The organism is Vibrio sp. MMH1-50 (genome assembly GCF_022347645.1).
Taxonomy (GTDB): Bacteria; Pseudomonadota; Gammaproteobacteria; order Enterobacterales; family Vibrionaceae; genus Vibrio; species Vibrio harveyi.
In genome coordinates this window covers 1-21,603 of record NZ_JAKRGG010000054.1, presented here as the reverse complement: position 1 = coordinate 21,603, position 21,603 = coordinate 1, and the positions used below count along the sequence as shown (strand labels likewise).

The window sequence follows — 21,603 nt, the reverse complement described above, 5'->3', positions numbered from 1 at the left end:
GATTCTTGATTTAGAATGACTAGATCTTTAAATCGCCGCCGCGTCTACAAACCAAGTCATTCTCGCTGAACCTAGCATCTCGAGGTTACTTGGGTATAATTACCCAAAAGGAAAAACTCACTAGTCCACCAGTCAACACTATTTTCATCAGCTGTGAATCTGTTTACTCGGCTAAACGGATACCGTCTTTTTCAATAACGATCTTACCTGCTTTGTACAAGCCACCAATGGTTTTCTTGTAAGTACCTTTACTGGTGCGGAACGCTTCAAAAATCGCTTCAGGAGAAGATTTATCGTTTAGAGGCAAGAAGCCGCCTTTCTTTTCTAGTAACTCAATCACTTTACTAGAAAGATCATCCATCTTCGCTACGCCAACTTTTTGTAGCGCTAGATCAATCTTGCCATCTTCACGAACTTGCTTAATGTAACCTTTCAGCTTCTTACCAATAAACAGCTTACCGAACACATCCGATGGGAAGATCATGCCCCAGTGTTCGCCGTTCACGATGGCTTTATAACCAAGTTGGCTACGCTCTGCGATAATCAGATCAACTTGCTCATTCACTTCGTAGTTAGCCGGCGTTTTATCTAGCCATTTATTGAACTTAGTTGTACCTACAATACGACCAGATGCCTTATCTGTATAAACGTAAACTAGGATGTTTTGACCTGCAGTAAAGCGAGCGCGTTGCTCACTGAATGGGATAAGAAGGTCTTTTTCTTTAATACCCCAGTTTACGAACGCACCAGTCTTATTGATGCCTTCGATCTTCATTAGTCCCCATTCGCCGACTTGAGCGATTGGTTTATCAATGGTCGCAGCTAGCTGACTTTCTGAATCAAAGTAAAGAAATACATCTAGGTGCGCGCCAAGTTCTGTACCTTCAGGTACATACTTATTAGGCAGCAATACAGAACCGTAGTCTTCGCCATCCAGAAATACGCCAAAATCAGCCGTTTTAATGACTTCTAAGCTGTTAATTTGACCAATTTTAATCATCGAATTTGTCTCTTTTTAAATTTACAGGGAATTATACCCAAACTAACAAGAAAATCAGAGAGAAAAGCAAACCTCTCTGTTATGCTGTGTTAGTTCAACAATTTATCCTAGTCCGATCTTAAGTTAATTCAATTAACGGGCGCTTATGGGTATAGGATGCTTTAGCAAAATCAGGAGCTTTCCTTGGTCACTGTCGACAAACAAGACTCGGTAACTTTAAAAATTAGCCATGCGTTGGCAAAGAGTAAAACGCTCGACCTTGATATCTATATTTTCATCCCTGGTGAGTTAGGTTTAAATTCCGACATCATCAGTGAGTCTGAGTTCTACTACACTTCGATCACGCAAAAACGATCTTATTACAGTACTGAAGTACTGCTTCCTTTGGTCCACAGTCGCCTAGCCAAACGTGGACGCTTATCTAACCGTCAGTACCGTGTAAGTTTGAGTTTGTTTGCGTATCAATACGTTATCGCGCTCGACAAAGCTGTTGCCGCACTAAATAAACATGAGAGTGACAGCGTCACGGCAGAGGAAGTAGATGAAGTCATTGAACTGACGCTCGACATCCTTAAACGTCTTCGCCGTTCGATTCCCTATGAGGAAAACCTTAAGCGCTACTACGTTAACATCGATAATTACTTGTCTTGGTACACAGAGCAAAAATTCCTATCCCTTGTGGCTCACCTGCCTCGTGAAGGAGATTACAGCACGATCAAGGAACGCTTGATTACACTGTGTGAGAAAGAGCAAGCGCACCGAAAGTTAAACAATTACAACTCTGCAAGCGTTGTTGAAGATGTGACCCGTTTATCGAACAAAATGCGTTTGTTAAGACGTTTGATTGAACACCCTATCGTTTTGAGTGAAAAAACGATGTCGATGGGTAATAACATCAAACGAGCGATTAAAGGCATCGCAACAGGTCTGGTGATGGTGGTCGTGACGAGTACCGTTATTCTTGCCCGAGATTACTTAGGAGAGATTTCTGCATCTTTCATCATCGCGATGTCGTTTATCTACGCCCTACGTGAAATCTTTAAAGATGACCTGCGCGACGCGATGTGGCGTTGGATCCGCAAAGGTAAGCCAAAGTGGCGCAAGAAGTACATGGACCCAACAACAAAGAAAGTTGTGGGTCGTAAATTGGAATGGTTAGATTACCGTTCTCTTTCAAGCCTACCTGATCGTATTCAGAACATTCGTAAAAAACGAGTTGTTCAACGGGAAGAACAAATCCTTCACTATCATGCGAAAACAGAGATGGCGACATCATTGTTCTTGAGTGGTTACGAGCAAACTCGTGAGACATTAAACATGAGTTTACGCCCGATTATTCGTTTAATGGACAAAAGCTCGAACCGCGTATATCGATTAAACGAAGGGCAAGTGAGTAAGGAGTCTGTTGAGAAACGCCACTTGCTCAATGTGATTGTCAAAGAAGACAACCACACTGATGAACCTGTTTACTATCGTTGGAAAGTGGTTTTGAACCGTTCGAAGATTGTGTCTATTGAGAAAATAGAATTGAACTAGAACGTCATAAGTCGTTATTGAGAAATTAAGCAGCTTGTCTTTGAGCTGCTTTTTTTATGGAAAGCGTCAAGGAAAACTCAGCCATTGGTTCGTTACCATTAATACTTGGACACAATGCGGTGATCTTAACGTCTCGATTGATACGTTCACCTGTTTCTAGAGTCATACGAAGCATTTCATCAATCAAAGGACCATCGTGACATACAAAATGCACATCGCCTTCAGGGCGTTTTAAAAACTCAGCCGTTACTCCTTTAAATGCCAGAGAAATGCGCTCCCCTTGTTCTTGGGCCTTACTCATCGCAAGAAAACCACCTGCCACATCAGCACCAACGGCAAGCGCGCCAAAATACATGCTGTTAAGATGATTCTTGGTTCTTCTTCTCAGTGGGATTCTAACCTCCACATGTTGATCATCGATCGCAAGAATTTTCGGGCGGCATAACCAAATGAGCGGAACTTTTGAAAAACCGAATAAGTTGAGATAAAGGTTTGCACGGCGAACAGCAGATAACATTTTGGTCTCCTTACCAAACTAGTCTGACCAGTTAATCAATGAAGCACCAAAATGTCAAAGAATTGTTAATAACAAATCGATCTAGCTACGGAATTTCGCAAACGGTTTCTTTCTATCGAGTTCTAAAGTTGGATATGAAACACCCAGAATACCTAGCCTCCAAGCTTCTTTTTGCAAAAATACGTGTTATCGAATAGAAAAAGTAGTTATAAATTCAAACGACTATGTATTGATCTCCTTATCGGTTTTTGTCATTTATACATAACTATCATTAATGAATAGCCACAGCATTACATACATTTCGGTATTTAACAGATAAGAATCCCGTGAAACGGTTTATTCCTAACTATAATTCCGTTATCTTTACCGCTTCGCAATAGAGAATAAAGCTATAACATGCCTATAAAAACAGATGAATTGAGAACCCAACCTTTGGGTCCAATGCCGACACCCGCAGAGCTAGGCAGCGTACATCCAATCACTGATGATGTAGCTGATCGCATCGCTCAATCTCGTCGTCAAATTGAAAAGATTTTAACTGGTGAGGATGACCGTATCCTTGCTATCGTTGGTCCGTGTTCTGTGCACGACACTGAAGCGGCAATCGATTACGCAACTCGCCTTGCGAATATCCAAGATAAGTACAAAGACGAGCTATTTATCGTAATGCGTACTTACTTTGAAAAACCTCGTACTGTTGTTGGTTGGAAAGGTCTTATCACTGACCCTAACCTAGATGGCTCATACGCACTTGAAGCGGGTCTTCATAAAGCACGTAAACTGCTACTGGATATCAACAAGCTTGGTCTTGCTACAGCTACTGAGTTTCTTGATATGATCACAGGTCAGTACATTGCAGATCTGATTACGTGGGGTGCAATTGGCGCTCGTACGACTGAGTCTCAAATCCACCGTGAGATGGCCTCTGCTTTATCTTGTCCAGTAGGCTTCAAGAACGGTACTAACGGTAACGTAAAAATCGCAATTGATGCGATTCGTGCGTCTAAAGCATCACACTACTTCTACTCTCCAGATAAGAATGGGCGTATGACGGTATACCGCACTAGTGGTAACCCTTATGGTCACATCATTCTTCGTGGTGGTGAGAAAGGTCCTAACTTTGATGAAGCATCTGTAAAACAAGCGTGTGATGCACTTGCTGAATTCGACTTACCACAACGTTTGATTGTAGACTTCAGTCATGCGAACTGTCAGAAGCAACACCGTAAACAAATTGATGTTACACAAGACATTTGTGAACAAATTAAATCAGGCAGCACTCGCATTGCGGGTATCATGGCAGAGAGCTTCATTATTGAAGGCAATCAGCCAATGACTGATATTAACAACCTAACTTACGGTCAATCGATTACTGACCCATGTCTAGGTTGGGATGATACTGAAACGATGCTAGACATGCTGGCAGCCGCAGTAAAATCCAGTAAGTAATTTCCCTATAACAAGATAATCAAGGAATCTTCATGCCATCGTTTGATATTGTTTCAGAAATCGATACCGTTGAACTACGTAACGCGGTTGATAACGCTAACCGTGAACTGTCTACTCGTTTCGATTTCCGCAATGTGAATGCGAGCTTTGAGCTAGTAGAAGAAAATGTAAAAGTGTCAGCAGAAGGCGAGTTCCAGCTAAAGCAAATGCGTGACATCCTACGTAGCCACTTGGCGAAGCGTAACATTGATGCGAACGCTATGGATGCAAAAAATCCAGAAGCGACGGGTAAGAACTGGCACCAAAACATTGCGTTCCGCCAAGGTATCGATACGCCTACCGCAAAAAAGCTAGTTAAACTAATCAAAGACGCGAAGCTTAAAGTTCAAGCATCTATCCAAGGCGACAAACTGCGCGTAACGGGTAAGAAGCGTGACGATCTGCAAGCAACGATTGCAACGATCCGTGAAGCTGAGATTGGTATCCCATTCCAGTACAACAACTTCCGTGATTAATTGCGCTCTCCTACTCTCTTAATGTAGAGAATGAGAGCAGTGGAATAAAAAACGCCGGCGAGATATTCGTCGGCGTTTTTGTATGTGTTGTGAGCAATCTAAGCGTCTATTTTTGATAACTAATTTAGATAACGAACTTGTATCTAGATAACAAAGCTTAGATTACCAAGTCTTGCCCTTGCAGAAGTGAAAACTCACTTGTTCCATAAGGAACGAAGATACAAACACGAAGCTTCTCTTCTTTGGCTTTTCTGAGCATATCTGAGAGCTCTGTTGCACTCGAAAATGTCTCACGCTCCGCATCTCTTCTTACTAACTCCATCACATTTGCTTCGCATTTGGTTGAGTGAAGCGCTAACTCCGCCTGCTGCATGTAGCGCACGGCTTTAATAGGCAGCATTTCAACGTCTTTACCTACCTGAATCCAAGTGCAGCTTCCTGTCTCGTCTAAGGGTTTAGTCATGGTTTCTTGATAGATGGTTTCTAGCTCACGGTTATCACGTGCATTTTCCACCTCGGGGTGCGAAAAGTAGTTCTCCCAAAATTTACGACGCAAATCGACACTTGGCAATGCCTCTTTAATAGAGTTACGTTTTGAGTTGGCGAACTCTGCCATCAGTCCCATATTTTGCGGCAGGATGGCTTCTAGCTTTTCACGGATGTTTCGGATCAATACTGGAGATGCACCGCCACTCGAGATGGCAATTTGAATACGGCCGCGGTTAATCATCGAAGGCGTAATGAAATCACAATAAGGTTTGTCATCGACGACGTTTACTAAAATACCTAGCTCTTTTGCGTCTTTATACACTTGATGGTTAAGCTCCGGGTTATCCGTTGTCGCCCATACTTGAATGAATGAGTTAGTGACAATGTCACTTGAATAAAAACGTTGAATCCATCGCACTTGCTGCTCTTGAGCAAGCTTATCAAGAAAGTCGATAAGACTTGGGGAGACAATCGTGACGTCTGCTCCGGCTTTGAGCAATGCTTCCACTTTGCGGCTTGCTACTTCACCGCCACCAACAACCAATACTGATTTATTTACTAAATCTAAGAACAGAGGAAAATATCGCATTTCAATCCATGATCACTTCAAATAACTGTCTAAATTCATGCTACCAAAAATGGGGCAACCACTTCACCTTGTTTCGGCTTCACAAATAATTTTTGTTCAAATTTTCGGCTGACATAGCCACCCTACACTAATGACACTTTTAATAACAAACTTTTATCCTTCTGTTTTAATCACTCTTTTATCGATTGTTCTGATGCACCAATCTGACAATTAGTTGCACTATTTACAAACAATTAACATTTCGTCATCCTAAATCGCAAGGCGCTTTGTGACTTCTCTCCAAAACTCTTTTTAAATTATATATTTGAGAATTAGCAAATCCTTTCCTACGCTTATAACTGATTGATTTAGCGATTGCCGTTTCTTCGAAAATCAATCATGTAGGACGAAAACACTAACGAATTGGACACGTTGTATCAGGTCGCTCCTGATTAAACATGGATCATACAGGAAGGATACAAATGGCAAACAAACTAACAGTTCTTGCTTCCGTCGTAGCGGCTTCTACTGCAATGATGGCTACCTCAGCTCAAGCAGCAGACACTACTCTGGACAAAGTCACGAAACAAGGCTTCCTTACTTGTGGCGTAAGTACCGGTCTACCTGGTTTTTCAAACCCTAACTCAAAAGGTGAATGGGAAGGTATCGACGTAGAATATTGCCAAGCACTGGCTGCAGCCGTTCTTGGGGATAAAACAAAAGTTAAATATGTACCCCTAACCGCGAAAGAACGATTCACTGCGCTTCAATCGGGTGAAATCGATGTGCTTTCACGTAACACCACCTGGACTCTACACCGTGATACGGCTCTTGGTCTGAACTTTGTTGGCGTAAACTATTACGACGGTCAAGGTTTCATGGTTAAGAAAGATCTTGGTGTTTCAAGTGCGAAAGAACTTGATGGCGCATCAGTCTGTGTGCAGTCAGGTACCACTACCGAGCTTAACCTTGCGGACTACTTCCGTAACCAAGGTATGGCGTATAAACCTGTAGTATTTGATACGGCAGCGCAAACCTCTAAAGGTTTTGATGCTGGTCGTTGTGACGTACTAACGACAGACCAATCTGGTTTGTATGCGCTACGTCTGAACTTGAAAGACCCTTCTTCAGCTAACGTTCTTCCTGAAATCATCTCTAAAGAGCCTCTAGGTCCCGTTGTACGTCAAGGTGACGATCAATGGTTCAATATTGCGAAGTGGACTCTGTTTGCGATGGTGAACGCGGAAGAATACGGCATTACCTCTAAAAATGCCGATGAGATGTTGAAATCAAAAGATCCAAACATCAAACGTATTCTTGGCGTAGATGGTCCGAAGGGTAAAGGTTTAGGCATTCGCGACGATTGGGGCTACCAAGTGATTAAGCAAGTTGGTAACTACGGCGAAAGCTTTGAGCGTACGGTTGGTACAGGTTCACCTCTGAAGATTTCTCGTGGTGTGAATGCACTTTGGAATGCGGGCGGTTTCATGTACGCACCACCAATCCGCTAATACAACGATTATCACAGGGCGGTTTATGCCGCCCTTTTTCGTGAGTGAATCTATAAATAAGGGTTTGAGGTTATCGCTGTATGAAACCGACGAATGATACATCGCCAAGTACGATGTCCAAACCAAGCGGAAGTAAGAGCCTGATTTATAATCCAGCTTTTCGTTCCGCTATTTTCCAGATCATTGCCGTAGCTGCACTGGTATTTTTCTTTTACACAATCATTAATAATGCACTGACGAACCTTGATGCCCGTGGTATCGCAACAGGTTTTGGTTTTCTTAATCAAGAAGCAGGCTTTGGTATTGGTCTGACTCTTATCGAATACGACGAAACGTTTTCTTATGGGCGTACTTTCGTCGTTGGTCTACTCAATACGGCGCTGGTTTCAGTGTTAGGTATTGTCCTAGCAACCGTTATTGGTTTTGTTATGGGTATCGCTCGTCTCTCATCAAACTGGTTGGTGAGCCGATTAGCAGCGGTATATATTGAAACTTTCCGAAATATCCCACTACTTCTGCAAATCTTTTTCTGGTATTTCGCGGTTCTTCAAGCTCTGCCATCACCAAGGCAGAGTATGAGCCTTGGCGAAGCTATCTTTTTGAATGTACGCGGGCTGTATTTCCCTGCACCTGTCATGGAGGCTGGTAGTAGCTTCGTCGTCGCGGCACTAGTCATAGGTATCATCGCAAGCATTTTGATCAATGTATGGGCGAACAACAAGCAACGTTTAACAGGTCAACAAACTCCGATGGGTCGCATCGTATTTGGCTTAGTAATCGCGCTTCCTTTAGTGGTTTACTTCCTTGCTGGCATGCCAATTTCTTTGCAGTACCCAGAATTAAAAGGTTTTAACTTCCGAGGTGGTATCAGTATCATTCCTGAACTGGCTGCACTTCTACTTGCGTTAAGCGTCTATACTGCATCGTTTATCGCAGAGATTGTACGCTCTGGTATTAACGCTGTGAGTCATGGTCAAACTGAAGCAGCAATGTCGCTTGGTTTACCACGCACAAAAACTCTGAAGCTGGTCGTGATCCCTCAGGCATTACGTATCATCATCCCTCCTCTTACTAGCCAATACCTGAACCTAACAAAGAACTCTTCCCTGGCAATGGCGATTGGTTACCCAGATTTGGTTTCTGTGTTCGCAGGAACTACGCTGAACCAAACTGGACAAGCGATCGAAATTATCGCGATGACCATGGGCGTTTACTTGACGTTGAGTTTAATCACTTCTGCGTTAATGAACTTGTATAACCGTAAAGTTGCGCTGGTGGAGAGATAATATGAGTACACATCAATTTCAGCCTGATCTCCCGCCGCCAGCAAACACTGTTGGTGTCGTAGGTTGGCTACGCAAAAATCTATTCAATGGACCAATCAACTCCATCGTGACGTTGATTCTGGCTTATATCGTATTTTCTGCTCTTTGGAACATTGTTGATTGGGCGTTTATCAATGCAGACTGGGTTGGCACAACGAGAGACGACTGTACACGTGAAGGCGCATGTTGGGTCTTTATTAGCGTCCGTTGGGAACAGTTCATGTATGGCTTCTATCCGGAAGCGGAACTCTGGCGCCCTCGCCTGTTCTACATCACATTGGCGATTTTTACTGCGCTACTTGCTTATGAGAAAACGCCGAAACGCATTTGGATTTGGTTGTTCTTCGTAAACATTTACCCATTCATTATTGCAGCCTTGCTTTATGGTGGAGTATTCGGTCTTGAAGTGGTTGAAACGCACAAATGGGGTGGTCTACTAGTAACCTTGATCATTGCACTCGTTGGTATCGTCGTCTCCCTTCCAATCGGTGTTGCGCTTGCCCTGGGTCGACGTTCAGATATGCCAATCATCCGCAGTATCTGTACTGTATACATCGAAGTGTGGCGTGGTGTCCCACTCATTACTGTACTGTTCATGGCATCAGTGATGTTACCTCTGTTCTTGGCTCAAGGCTCAGAAACTGACAAGCTAATCCGTGCACTTATCGGGGTGGTTATGTTCAGTGCGGCTTACATGGCAGAGGTGGTACGTGGCGGCTTGCAAGCGATCCCGAAAGGACAATATGAAGCGGCAGACGCCCTCGGTCTTACCTATTGGAAGAAGATGGGACTGATCATTTTGCCACAGGCGCTTAAGATCACTATCCCTTCTATTGTGAACACTTTTATCGGTCTCTTTAAAGACACCAGTCTTGTGCTTATTATTGGTATGTTTGACGTACTGGGCATTGGACAAGCTGCGAATACCGACCCTGAATGGCTAGGCTTCGCAACAGAAAGTTATGTATTTGTCGCGTTAGTGTTTTGGGTATTTTGTTTTGGCATGTCACGTTACTCGATATGGCTTGAAAACAAATTGCATACCGGTCACAAACGATAACTCATCAAGATCAAGGACGTATTATGACGCAACAACAAGATTATATGATCCAGTTGAAGGACATGAATAAGTGGTATGGTGAGTTTCACGTACTAAAGAATATCAATCTAGACGTTAAGAAAGGCGAAAAAATCGTCATCTGTGGACCATCCGGATCTGGTAAATCGACCATGATTCGCTGTATCAACCGTCTGGAAGAGCATCAAGCTGGCAGCATCTATGTGTCGGGTACTGAGCTTACAGAAGACCTGAAAAACATTGAGGCGGTTCGTCGTGAAGTGGGCATGTGCTTCCAGCACTTTAACCTTTTCCCTCATCTAACGGTTTTGGAGAATTGTACGCTTGCCCCTATCTGGGTGAAGAAAATGCCAAAAGAAGAAGCCGAAGCCATCGCAATGCAGTACTTAGAGCGCGTTAAGATCCCCGATCAAGCGGACAAGTATCCGGGGCAGCTCTCCGGTGGTCAGCAGCAACGAGTGGCCATTGCTCGTTCTTTGTGTATGAGCCCTAAAGTGATGCTGTTTGATGAACCAACTTCTGCACTGGACCCAGAAATGGTGCGTGAAGTACTGGACGTAATGGTAGAACTGGCGGAAGAAGGCATGACCATGCTGTGTGTAACGCACGAGATGGGCTTTGCAAAAGAAGTCGCCGACCGAGTCATTTTTATGGACGCGGGGGAAATCATTGAAGAAAACAATCCTGTCGATTTCTTTGAGAATCCGCAATCGGATCGTACACAGAACTTCTTGGCTCAGATCCTTCACCATTAAACGCATTCTGAACACCCAGATAACCGACAAAGCGCTGAACTCAATATCAGCGCTTTTTCTTTACTCTCATACTGGAAAACAGACCATGTTACGAAAGTCCAGTTGATTCAACGCGTTGTAAATTTGCGCAACGTTACAACATTCTACGTGAACTGGTCTTCAGAGCTTTGAATAATAAGCCTTTCTCCGCTAGGCAAGGCGGTAATATTGTGTTACAAGTTGCCACATACATAACACATTATTTCTATTATTATTTTGTTCTAGATGTACATGTGGCGGGCTTGATTTTTTGAACTATCGGGCCCATATATGTCTATATATTAAAGATAAGACAGTCCCTTATAGAGGAAGATTATGAACAGTCCTATGTTTTCTCGCACTACTACTCAAGAGAGTGCTCTACAAACCAACAAAGTATTGCGTAATACATATGCACTACTTTCTATGACTCTACTATGGTCAGCACTGGTTGCTGGCGTATCGATGGCGTTTAACCTACCACGTCCAGGTATCATCCTAATGTTGGTCGGTTTCTACGGTCTACTATTCCTGACTGAAAAGAACCGTAACAATAGCATGGGTCTTGTATTTACATTCCTATTTACGGGTTTCTTAGGTTACACCATCGGTCCAATTCTAAACATGTACATCGGTGCTGGCATGGGCGACGTTGTGCTAACAGCACTTGGCGGTACTGCTCTGTCATTCATGGCAGCTTCTGCTTACGCACTGACAACTAAGCGTGACCTATCTATGATGGGTGGTCTAATGCTGTCACTATTCGTTGTTCTAGTTGTGGGTATGATTGCGAGTATCTTCATCCAATCTACTATCCTTCACCTAGCAATGAGCAGCTTGTTTATTGTTTTCTCTACCATGGCAATCCTTATGACTACTCAAGGCATCATCCGTGGCGGCGAAACAAACTACATCTCTGCGACAATTACGCTGTATGTTTCAATCTACAACATCTTCATCAGCCTACTAAGCATTCTAGGTATCATGAACGACGACTAAACCGTCAGATTGAATTGAAGCTCCAAAAAGCCCGAAGTTGTACTTCGGGCTTTTTCTTTGCACCTTACCTTGTTGATGTTACCTTCCTTTTTACACCGCCCCTCAAACAACAAATTGAATACTCATGCAAAATAGAAATACTCACCCCGAGAATTTTCTAACAACCTGCATAGGTTTACATTTTCTTGCATAACTCGAAAGGTGTAAGCTTAACGATTGTCTCCCACAGTTTAATATTTTGAATCGTATGAATTTAATTCGCTCAGTCGACTCAACAGATTCTTTTGTTGAGCACAAGCCAGCCTCTACGCTACCCTATACTTATCAATGGTTACTTAGCGGAAATAGAGCTATGTTCGTTTATAACGGCAAAGAAATTGAAACTGATGCTCAAGGCTACCTACTTGACCACACACAGTGGGAAGAAGGCATGATTGAGCTTCTAGCAAAAGAAGAAGAAATTGAACTGACAGAGGCGCATTTGGAAGTGGTTCACTTCGTGCGTGATTTCTATGAAGAGTTCAACACATCACCAGCTGTGAGAATGCTGGTTAAAGCGATGGAAAAAGCGCATGGTCCAGAGAAAGGAAACAGCAAGTATCTGTTCAAACTTTTCAAGAAAGGTCCCGCAAAGCAAGCGACTAAGCTAGCTGGTTTGCCAAAACCTGCTAAATGCTTATAAACCGCCCGCCTCAACGCCACGTCGACAAGCCCAGCGTGTGAAGCTGTTGCTTATCGAGTTACTGCGCTTGGAGCTATAAGATCTTAAATCCGCGGAAAGGCTTATAAGACACACTCTCTTGAGTGACACTGTCAACCGTTGCCGTCCGCGGACCATCTTCCAACCACTTAGAAAACGCCGCGATTTGTTCATCGGTGCCGCAAGCAATCACCTCAACATCCCCATTATTTAAGTTCTTCGCGTACCCGGTTAAACCTAGTTTCAAACCTTGATGTGATGTGTGGTATCGAAATCCTACCCCTTGTACGTGACCTACTATCAGAAACTTCTCACACTTTAGTACCATCCGTATACCGCTCCCTAAATTTGAGTGATATATTATTTCCGTCTATTTACCCCACTAAGGATAGTGGGTTTTTATATGGTTATAATAATTATGAAAGAAATTCCTTTCCGTTGGATTGACAAATATCTCATCCATTTAAAGATTCAAGAAAAGTTCTACCTACTCTTCTTGCTCCCTCTCATCGCATTAGTCATCCTAACTCTCGTTTTGAACAGTGCCGCAGACTCACTCATTACTGACTTATATCAGGAAGAGTTGATGTTAATGAAAGGTCTTATCGAGGCAGGCAATCTCTCGCAATCTCAAGTTGCTAGCCTAATCTCAAGTTCAGATACGATTGCTTTCGGTACAGGTCCAGAAGCTGTTTCTGTTATGAATGGGGCTTTTAGTCTCGTTGCTAACCACGAACAGTCGCTATGGACAGCACTATCTACAACGCAAGTAAGCATTATTCTTATCACTCTGTTTATCATTGCAATGGGCGTTTACTACATCATGACGTTCATCGGTGGTGCGATGTTCACAATGAACAAAGCACTAAACACATTGGCAAACGGTGATTTAACTGCTCGTATGAACTTTTTCCCTGTTCGTGACGAGTTTAGTGAGATTGCTATTACGATCGATAAAGTTGCCGATCGTGAACAAAAGATGGTTCAGTCGATTCAGGAGTCTGTGGCGCTTATGCAGCAAATCAGCTCAGATCTAAACCTATCTATTCAAAACAGTTCTGAAATCTCTAACACGCAACAAGAGCACTTGAATTCGCTGGCAAGCGCAACAGAGGAAATGGCATCAACCATTCGCGAAGTAGCAACACTGGCTCATGACTCAAGCACTCAAACTGATGATGCTCGCAGCGTCGCTCAATCAGGTCAGGTGAAAGTGGAAAACACGCTTCACTCTATCTCCAACCTTTCCACTGAGATCCAATCAGCATCTCAAGCGGTAGAAGAGTTAGATGCAAACGCGGCGCAGATTGATGAAGTGGTAACAACCATCAACGGTATCTCTGAACAAACGAACCTCCTTGCGCTAAACGCAGCCATTGAAGCGGCGCGTGCTGGTGAACAAGGTCGTGGTTTCGCAGTCGTAGCCGACGAAGTTCGTGCTCTTGCTGGCAGGACTCAACAAGCAACCGTCGAAATTCAAGCAATGATTGAAGCGCTACAACGTAACAGTCAATCACTGACTAAGTTGATGGAAGTAACAGTTCACAATGCGAATGAAGGTCAAACTCTAATGGCCGAAGTGAATCAAGAGATTGGCTCACTTGCAGACAAGAACCAAACTATTTCTGACAGCAGCGTTCAAATCGCTACGGCAGCTGAAGAACAAGGCGTAGTGGCTGACAACATTGCATCGAGTGTTGAAGAGATCCGCATTCAAGCTAACAATGTGTGTACGATGATCAGCACCACATCTCAGAATGTCGAGCAGCTTCGTGCTCAAAGTGACACTATGGAATCACTGCTGACTGGCTTGAAAGCTTAATCACATACACTAATAGCTAGGGTCACTTCGGTGGCCCTTTTTTGCGCCTGGAAAACCCGTCCGTTATTCCACTCACAAGTTTATAATTAAAGCCTCTACAAATGATTGGATTGTCGATGGATATTGCTTTTGCGGGCAACATCCCGGACAATACGCCCCTTTCAAAATTCAACAAGAGCTAAAGAAATGACAGCTGCTATCTATTTGGTTAAAGGTCGTGAGAAATCGGTTAAGCGTAAGCACCCATGGATCTTCTCTCGAGGCATCAGTAAAGTTGAGGGCGAACCTGCTCTTGGCGAAACCGTTGATGTATTTACTCACGACGGGAAATGGCTAGCTAAAGCGGCATATTCTCCAGCTTCTCAAATTCGTGCTCGTATTTGGAGCTTTGAAAAAGAAGAGATCAACAAAGCATTCTTCGTTAAGCGCTTCAACAACGCTCAGCTTCTTCGTGAAGACGTTATCGACCGCGACGGTCTTACTGGCTACCGCCTTATCGCAGCAGAGTCTGATGGTATGCCAGGTGTTACGATCGACCGTTACCAAAACTTCTTTGTGTGTCAGCTTCTAAGTGCAGGTGCAGAATACAACAAACAAGCTATTGTTGATGCGTTAGTTGAGTGTTTCCCTGGTTGTAACGTTTACGAGCGTTCTGACGTCGCGGTACGTAAGAAAGAAGGTCTTAAAGAAACAACCGGCGTATTGCACGGTGAAGAGCCACCAAAATCAGTGGTAATTGAAGAAAACGGCGTGAAGATCAGCGTAGATATCGTTGGTGGTCATAAAACTGGTTTCTACTTAGACCAACGTGATAGCCGTCAACAAGCGATGAAGTACGTGAAAGATAAAGAAGTTCTCAACTGTTTCTCGTACACAGGTGGTTTTGGTCTGTACGCGCTAAAAGGTGGCGCGAAACGTGTTATTAACGCAGATGTATCACAACCTGCTCTCGACACAGCAAAATTCAATGCAGAGCTGAATGAGTTTGATATCTCTAAGAAACGTGCTGTATTCCTAAACGCCGATGTGTTCAAACTGCTACGTGAATACCGTGACCAAGGTACGAAGTTCGACGTTGTTATCATGGATCCACCGAAATTTGCTGAAAGCAAAGCACAACTAAATGGCGCGTGTCGTGGCTACAAGGACATCAACATGTTGGCCATGCAAATTCTAAACCCTGGTGGCACGCTACTTACCTATTCTTGCTCTGGTCTGATGGACCAAGTTCTGTTCCAAAAAATTATTGCCGATGCCGCAGTAGATGCAAATCGCCAAGTAAAATTTGTGGAACGTTTCGAACAAGCAGCGGATCACCCTACTGATACCGCTTACCCAGAAGGTTTCTACCTAAAAGGCTTTGCGTGTAAGGTCCTTTAATCGCTGGCTATTTTAGATTCAAAAGAAAACGGAGCTTTCGCTCCGTTTTTTTATTCTCTCAATTGCTCAAGATTAGTAATGATACTGTTGGCAATATCTGCAGCCGATGCGCCATCGAAGTTGATATCTAACTGCTGACCCCCTTTATTAATGGTTAGGGTCGAGTCTCCAGAATCTTCCGTTACAGACAAGGTAATACCATTCACTTGTCCAGAGAAGTCACCAGACTCGAAATCATCAAGCAGCGTCGACATATCGGTACCAGAAACATCATCGAACAAATCTCTAAGTTCGAGTTTGTCGCCTTCCGACGCATCAAAGTCTGTGACTGAATCCACCGCATTATCCATTTGAGTCCAAACAAACACATCACCATCAGCACCACCGGTCAGGATATCATCGTCTAGACCTCCTATGATGATATCTTCCCCCGCATTGCCCGAGATAGTATCTTCTCCTTCCTCTCCAAGTAAGATATCGGCACTAGCTGTACCAACAAGAGTATCATCACTATTACCACCCACTCCTGAAGGCGCGCCTATACTTGCAGTAACAGACACCGTAAGCGCCCCTATATCAAAATCACCGTTTGATGACTCAGTTCGATAAGAAATTCTTGCACTATCTCCATCATCCAAACTATTTGAAGGGATAAATACCAACTGATTATCTACAACGAGTACTTGACCTTTACTTGGATCAACAACTGCGTCAGCCAACGTTAGTGTAGCCGCATTGTCGCTGTTGGTATCGTTTGAAAGTACATCAACCACAATTGGCGTCCCTTCAGGTGTTGATGCTGTGTCATCTACAGCTTCAACAGAGTTTGGCTCCAAATCAAATGAAACGGTTTCTGCTGTAGTATCACCATCGCCGTCAGTCAGTACGTAATCAAAGTCAAACTGAGTAGCAACCGCAATCGATGAAGCAAAGAAGGTGTATTCACCCGTGTTTAAATCAATAACTACAGAGTTTTGACTGTCCACTACAATCGTCACGGTATCTTCAACTGCATCAACAATGGTTGTCGCTCCAGTGTTGTTAGCGTCATCATCCACCGTAATAGTCGTACCATCAAACGTCACCGTAATACCCGTTGCGCCACCATAGTTAAATGACGATACATAGCCGCCATCAGCACCAAAGAACGACGCACTTCCCCCCATAACAGTCGAACCTAAAGCACCAGTTATTGGCGTTACGATCGATTGGATGAGTATCGCTGGAAGGCTATTAATATCCGGAACGATAATTGGGTCGATTTGTTTATCTATTGGATTATTAGCGTCATAAGCAACAGGCTCTAAGAACTGAGTTGCAGCTCCGGTACCAATACCGTAAGCGAGCGCTGTTACATTATATTGCTCTAGCTGCGCTTCCCAATCCGACTGTTCTGTTGCATCAATCTGATTCCCGGTAGAGCTAGGATTACCATCCGATAGGAAGTAGCTAAGGTTGTTTGCATCCGCAAGTAGCTCAGGATTACCCCAAACATCATCTTCGGCAGCAAGTGCAACGGCATCGTCGTAATCCGTACCGCCACCTGCAGTTAAGCTATTAATCAGTGCGATAGCTTGATCAACATCCATCCAAATTGTTGTTAAATCATTAGGTAAGCTGTTATCTGATGATTCAACACCATCTTCGCCAAGTACATTTGCATTACTACTGAAGGTTGTGATTTGAACTTTAGTATCTCCAAGTAATTGGTATTCTAATAACAAGGCTATCGATGCGCTTTTCAGTACATCAAGACGCGAAGTTACAACATTTGAACTTGAACCAGTAACTGAATCCCACCCCATCGATCCTGATACATCCAGGATCAACTGAACGTTGGAACCTGTTGTTTGCATCGCATTAACGTCTTCAACAACCGTTTCAGCAAATGGAGAGTCATCTTCAATGGCGACCGTAGCAGTTGCAGAGCTAGTAATACCAAGTGCGTTTGACGCAATCACTGGAACTTCTAAATCAATTACGTCTTCGCCACCACTATCCGGATGATCGACTTTTCCTAGTAGCTCTGTCGATAAATTACCAAGATCGTCAACCGACACCTCAATAATTGGCTGACCGCTTGCAGAGCCCGTAAGTGTCTTATCGTTGTTTGAGAGCGTCCAAACTAATGCATCTCCATCACTTGAAATTAGCGTCGTTGGTAAGCCCAATGTGACGGATTCCACAGTTGCTCCCAATGTAAGTGAGCCAGTATCATTCGTGGAATCTGTTGTATCAATAAAACCAGCTAATGCTCCATTGTCGGCATTCGCATCAGGTAAACCTTCTTCAGACACATTAAGTGCTACTGCACCAGAAATGGTTGGTGGGATAGCAGGGTTAACTGCAAATGATCCCGTAACACTGTCTCCATCGGCATCCGTTACTGTGTACTCGAAGTCAATATCACCATCACCAATAGGTTCGCTGAGTGGCTCATATTGGATGAACTCCCACTTGCCTGTGCTCGGTGTAAACTGCACTTCGAACGCAACACCATTATCTGTTGAACCAACTAAACGATTAGGGTTTTGCGCGTCGACGCTGACTGTAATATCGTCTCCACCTGCCGTCTGTAAACCTGATTCCGCACCCGTTAAAGCTGTTACGCCCGGACCATCTGCACCGTATGTAGAACTAATTGTTCCCTCTGCGGATGCGATTGGAATACCACCATCAGAACCGATAAAGGTAATGGATTTAACAGTAAAATCACTATTATCTTCAATATTCGGTCCATTACCGTTATCCGTTGCTTCTAGAATGATCTGATCAAAGCCACCTTGCTGAACACTAAAGTTTGCTGCGAAATCACCACTTTGAGCATCAGAAGTAAAGGTTTGTTGAGCAATTAGCACGCCATCTCGATAGAATGATGCGACCCCTTCTTCTAATTCACCTCCAAACATTTTGGCAAACTCAATTTCCGCACCAAACGCAACTTTATCACCCAAGTCTATGATGAGTTTTTCAGATACACCTTGATTGTTAGCAAAACGGTAATCGACCTCATTATCCAATGGGAAGCCGTTGTCACCTGAGCTTTTAACCCCAATACCATCCGAAGACTGATTGACTTGTGCTGCGCCAAGCGTCACCGATTCATCCGAAATAAAACCTTCGGCTGTTACAACAACGTCACCAAAGGTTCTACTGAAAGAATCTGCACCATTACCTGTAAAGCTCACTTGTCCAGTTATAACATCGGGGATATCCAAGTTTGTAACGTCTACTACTGGCACGTTACTTGGTACTGATGGACGGTCATCTTCAACAATAACATTGAGGCTTTCAGACGTTGTGGTTTGACCATCACTGACCGAGATCTGCAAATCAAAGTCAATGATATCCTCAACATCATTCACCGGATGATCGAGTGGTTCAAACAGTGTGATGTTGTAATCCCAAGAACCTTGTCCTGAGACAGCGGGCTCCGTGAGAACAACAGTTGCAACAACAGCTAAACTCGCAGTAGAAGCCGTCAATGTTTGAGTATTGCTGTTCCATGCCCAAGACACAGGCTCTCCACCTGATGTGAGTGTATTTGGACCAGAAAGAACGACTGAAACATTCGCTGTATCCGGGTCTCCAACTGTAAATGACCCTGAGAAGCTGGCTGCATTTGTAGTATCGGTAGGAGAACCCGTGGAATCAGGTATACCATCGGTTAACCCTTCTTCTGAAACAACCGCATCGATAACGTCGGAAATAGCTGGAGGTGCATCATTATCGATAATTGTTGCATTACCGACATCAGAGCCCAATACAGGACCAACGCCTACAACAGAAACACTGAAGTCCTCATCCTGCTCAAACACTGCGTCGTTCAGGGTATCAATTCGAACATCAAATTGAGTCGAGCCTGCTGGTACCGTGACTAAACCATCATTCGGAACTGCAACCCAGCCGGAACCAGTATTATATTCAAGCGTCCCTAGATCACCCACTCCGGTGTCACCAGTGTTAAGAGTAAGCTGAACCTGAACCGCAGCTTCAGACTCGTTAGTGAGCGAGACAACGAAGTTGGCAGTGTCACCTTCGTTAATCGTGCCAGCATCACTAATAGATACCGTTGGACGGTCGTCATCTGGATCTGGGTCAGGGCCTGTACCGTCATCGACGATAGTGGCTGTGCCCGTGTCAGTGCCTTGAACAGGGTCGAGACCGGTCACGTCTACCGTAAAGTTCTCTGGACCTTCGTAGACTTCGTCATCAATCGATGCAATACGCACATCAAACTCAGTTAACCCTGCTGGTACAGTCACCACACCATTAACAGGAACGGCTACCCAACCTGAGCCAGTGTTGTATTCAAGGGTACCAAGGTCGCCTGCTTCGGTGTCACCAAGGTTAAGGTCGAGCTGCACTTCAACTGGGGCTTCAGAAGCGTTAGTTAATGAGACAACGAAGTTGGCGGTATCGCCTTCGTTAATCGTACCAGCATCACTGATAGATACGGTTGGACGGTCATCATCTGGATCGGGATCAGGGCCAGTACCATCATCAACGATGGTTGCTGTCCCCGTATCAGTGCCTTGAACAGGGCCGAGACCGGTCACGTCTACCGTAAAGTTCTCTGGGCCTTCATAAACTTCGTCATCAATCGATGCAATACGCACATCAAACTCAGTTAACCCTGCTGGTACAGTCACTACACCATCAATAGGCACTGCAACCCAACCTGAGCCAGTGTTGTATTCGAGAGTACCAAGGTCACCTGCTTCGGTATCACCGAGGTTAAGGTCGAGCTGCACTTCGACTGGGGCTTCTGATGCATTAGTTAGAGAGACAACGAAGTTGGCGGTGTCACCTTCGTTAATTGTGCCTGCATCACTAATAGAAACCGTTGGGCGGTCGTCGTCCGGATCTGGGTCTGGCCCTGTACCGTCATCGACGATAGTGGCTGTGCCCGTATCGGTACCTTGCACAGGACCTAAACCAGTTACGTCTACCGTGAAGTTTTCAGGACCTTCGTAGACTTCATCATCAATCGAAGCGATTCGTACATCAAACTCAGTTAACCCTGCTGGCACAGTCACTACGCCATCGACAGGAACAGCTACCCAACCAGAGCCGGTGTTGTACTCAAGAGTACCGAGGTCGCCAGCCTCTGTATCACCGAGGTTAAGGTCACCTTCGTTAATTGTGCCAGCGTCACTGATAGATACCGTCGGACGGTCATCATCTGGCTCAGGCTCTGGCCCCGTACCATCATCGACGATGGTTGCGGTACCTGTATCAGTACCTTGGACAGGACCTAAACCAGTCACGTCTACCGTGAAATTCTCTGGGCCTTCATAAACTTCGTCATCAATCGAAGCGATTCGAACATCGAACTGAGTCATACCAGCAGGAACACTCACCACACCATTAACAGGAACGGCTACCCAACCTGAGCCCGTGTTGTATTCGAGAGTGCCGAGGTCGCCGGCTTCGGTGTCACCAAGATTAAGGTCGAGTTGAACTTCGACTAGGGCTTCTGATGCATTAGTTAACGAGACAACGAAGTTGGCGGTATCGCCTTCGTTAATCGTACCAGCATCACTAATAGATACCGTTGGACGGTCATCGTCCGGATCGGGATCAGGGCCAGTACCGTCATCGACGATGGTTGCTGTACCCGTATCAGTGCCTTGAACAGGGCCGAGACCGGTCACATCTACCGTGAAGTTCTCTGGACCTTCGTAGACTTCGTCATCAATCGAAGCGATTCGAACATCGAACTCAGTTAAGCCTGCTGGCACAGTCACTACGCCATCGACAGGAACGGTCGCCCAACCTGAACCGGTGTTGTACTCAAGGGTACCGAGGTCACCTGCTTCGGTATCACCGAGGTTAAGAGCCAGTTGAACCTCAACTGGGGCTTCAGAAGCGTTAGTTAACGAGACAACAAAGTTAGCGGTGTCGCCTTCGTTGATCGTGCCTGCATCACTAATAGATA

At 44.5% G+C, this 21,603-nt stretch carries 16 protein-coding genes; 11 read left to right on the top strand and 5 right to left on the bottom strand.

Annotated features, from left to right (window positions below; translation table 11 throughout):
• Positions 1-163: 163 nt before the first annotated feature.
• Positions 164-1,000: a CvfB family protein gene (locus tag MHO32_RS23850; protein WP_005446795.1), complete on the bottom strand. Its 837-nt coding sequence runs from the start codon at positions 998-1,000 to the stop codon at positions 164-166.
• Between the two features lie 183 nt (positions 1,001-1,183).
• Here MHO32_RS23850 and MHO32_RS23845 point away from each other — a divergent pair, with 183 nt between their 5' ends.
• Complete coding sequence (locus tag MHO32_RS23845; protein WP_005446794.1) at positions 1,184-2,536, top strand: hypothetical protein; 1,353 nt, start codon at positions 1,184-1,186, stop codon at positions 2,534-2,536.
• A gap of 25 nt (positions 2,537-2,561) precedes the next feature.
• On the opposite strand, the gene MHO32_RS23840 is transcribed toward MHO32_RS23845, so the two are convergent.
• Positions 2,562-3,053, bottom strand: coding sequence for a DUF4442 domain-containing protein (locus MHO32_RS23840; protein ID WP_239214537.1), 492 nt, complete (start codon positions 3,051-3,053; stop codon positions 2,562-2,564).
• Between the two features lie 396 nt (positions 3,054-3,449).
• Between MHO32_RS23840 and MHO32_RS23835 the strand changes: the two genes are divergently transcribed.
• Positions 3,450-4,502, top strand: coding sequence for a 3-deoxy-7-phosphoheptulonate synthase (locus tag MHO32_RS23835; protein WP_239214534.1), 1,053 nt, complete (start codon positions 3,450-3,452; stop codon positions 4,500-4,502).
• A gap of 32 nt (positions 4,503-4,534) precedes the next feature.
• Positions 4,535-5,017 (top strand): YajQ family cyclic di-GMP-binding protein, encoded by a 483-nt coding sequence (locus MHO32_RS23830; RefSeq protein ID WP_239214531.1) that lies wholly within the window; start codon positions 4,535-4,537, stop codon positions 5,015-5,017.
• A gap of 157 nt (positions 5,018-5,174) precedes the next feature.
• Here the strand turns inward: MHO32_RS23830 and MHO32_RS23825 are convergent, their stop codons facing one another.
• The gene (locus tag MHO32_RS23825; protein WP_239214528.1) at positions 5,175-6,095 is read right to left on the bottom strand and encodes a precorrin-2 dehydrogenase/sirohydrochlorin ferrochelatase family protein; all 921 of its coding nucleotides are present in this window, start codon (positions 6,093-6,095) and stop codon (positions 5,175-5,177) included.
• Positions 6,096-6,556: 461 nt separating this feature from the next.
• On the opposite strand from MHO32_RS23825, the gene MHO32_RS23820 reads away from it, so the two are divergent.
• The 6 genes from MHO32_RS23820 (at position 6,557) to MHO32_RS23795 (ending at position 12,442) form a co-directional block, all read left to right on the top strand.
• A complete protein-coding gene (locus MHO32_RS23820; RefSeq protein WP_005446777.1) occupies positions 6,557-7,585 on the top strand; it encodes an amino acid ABC transporter substrate-binding protein in 1,029 nt (342 codons plus the stop codon).
• 80 nt (positions 7,586-7,665) lie between these two features.
• Entirely contained in the window at positions 7,666-8,871 is a 1,206-nt protein-coding gene (locus MHO32_RS23815) for an amino acid ABC transporter permease (RefSeq protein WP_005446776.1), read from the top strand.
• Position 8,872: 1 nt separating this feature from the next.
• A complete protein-coding gene (locus MHO32_RS23810; protein WP_005446775.1) occupies positions 8,873-9,970 on the top strand; it encodes an amino acid ABC transporter permease in 1,098 nt (365 codons plus the stop codon).
• A 23-nt stretch (positions 9,971-9,993) separates the two neighbouring features.
• Positions 9,994-10,743 (top strand): amino acid ABC transporter ATP-binding protein, encoded by a 750-nt coding sequence (locus MHO32_RS23805; RefSeq protein ID WP_005443945.1) that lies wholly within the window; start codon positions 9,994-9,996, stop codon positions 10,741-10,743.
• Positions 10,744-11,097: 354 nt separating this feature from the next.
• Positions 11,098-11,760 (top strand): Bax inhibitor-1/YccA family protein, encoded by a 663-nt coding sequence (locus MHO32_RS23800; RefSeq protein WP_005446774.1) that lies wholly within the window; start codon positions 11,098-11,100, stop codon positions 11,758-11,760.
• 352 nt (positions 11,761-12,112) lie between these two features.
• The gene (locus MHO32_RS23795; protein ID WP_005446773.1) at positions 12,113-12,442 is read left to right on the top strand and encodes a TusE/DsrC/DsvC family sulfur relay protein; all 330 of its coding nucleotides are present in this window, start codon (positions 12,113-12,115) and stop codon (positions 12,440-12,442) included.
• A 73-nt stretch (positions 12,443-12,515) separates the two neighbouring features.
• Here MHO32_RS23795 and yccX read toward each other — a convergent pair whose 3' ends face one another.
• Complete coding sequence (gene yccX / locus MHO32_RS23790) at positions 12,516-12,788, bottom strand: acylphosphatase (protein WP_005446772.1); 273 nt, start codon at positions 12,786-12,788, stop codon at positions 12,516-12,518.
• A gap of 90 nt (positions 12,789-12,878) precedes the next feature.
• Between yccX and MHO32_RS23785 the strand changes: the two genes are divergently transcribed.
• Both MHO32_RS23785 and MHO32_RS23780 read left to right on the top strand, forming a co-directional pair.
• A complete protein-coding gene (locus MHO32_RS23785; protein ID WP_005446771.1) occupies positions 12,879-14,282 on the top strand; it encodes a methyl-accepting chemotaxis protein in 1,404 nt (467 codons plus the stop codon).
• Between the two features lie 186 nt (positions 14,283-14,468).
• Complete coding sequence (locus MHO32_RS23780) at positions 14,469-15,662, top strand: class I SAM-dependent methyltransferase (RefSeq protein ID WP_005446769.1); 1,194 nt, start codon at positions 14,469-14,471, stop codon at positions 15,660-15,662.
• A gap of 50 nt (positions 15,663-15,712) precedes the next feature.
• On the opposite strand, the gene MHO32_RS23775 is transcribed toward MHO32_RS23780, so the two are convergent.
• Positions 15,713-21,603 (bottom strand): beta strand repeat-containing protein (locus MHO32_RS23775; RefSeq protein WP_239214525.1); only part of this gene is annotated, 5,891 nt, incomplete at its 5' end.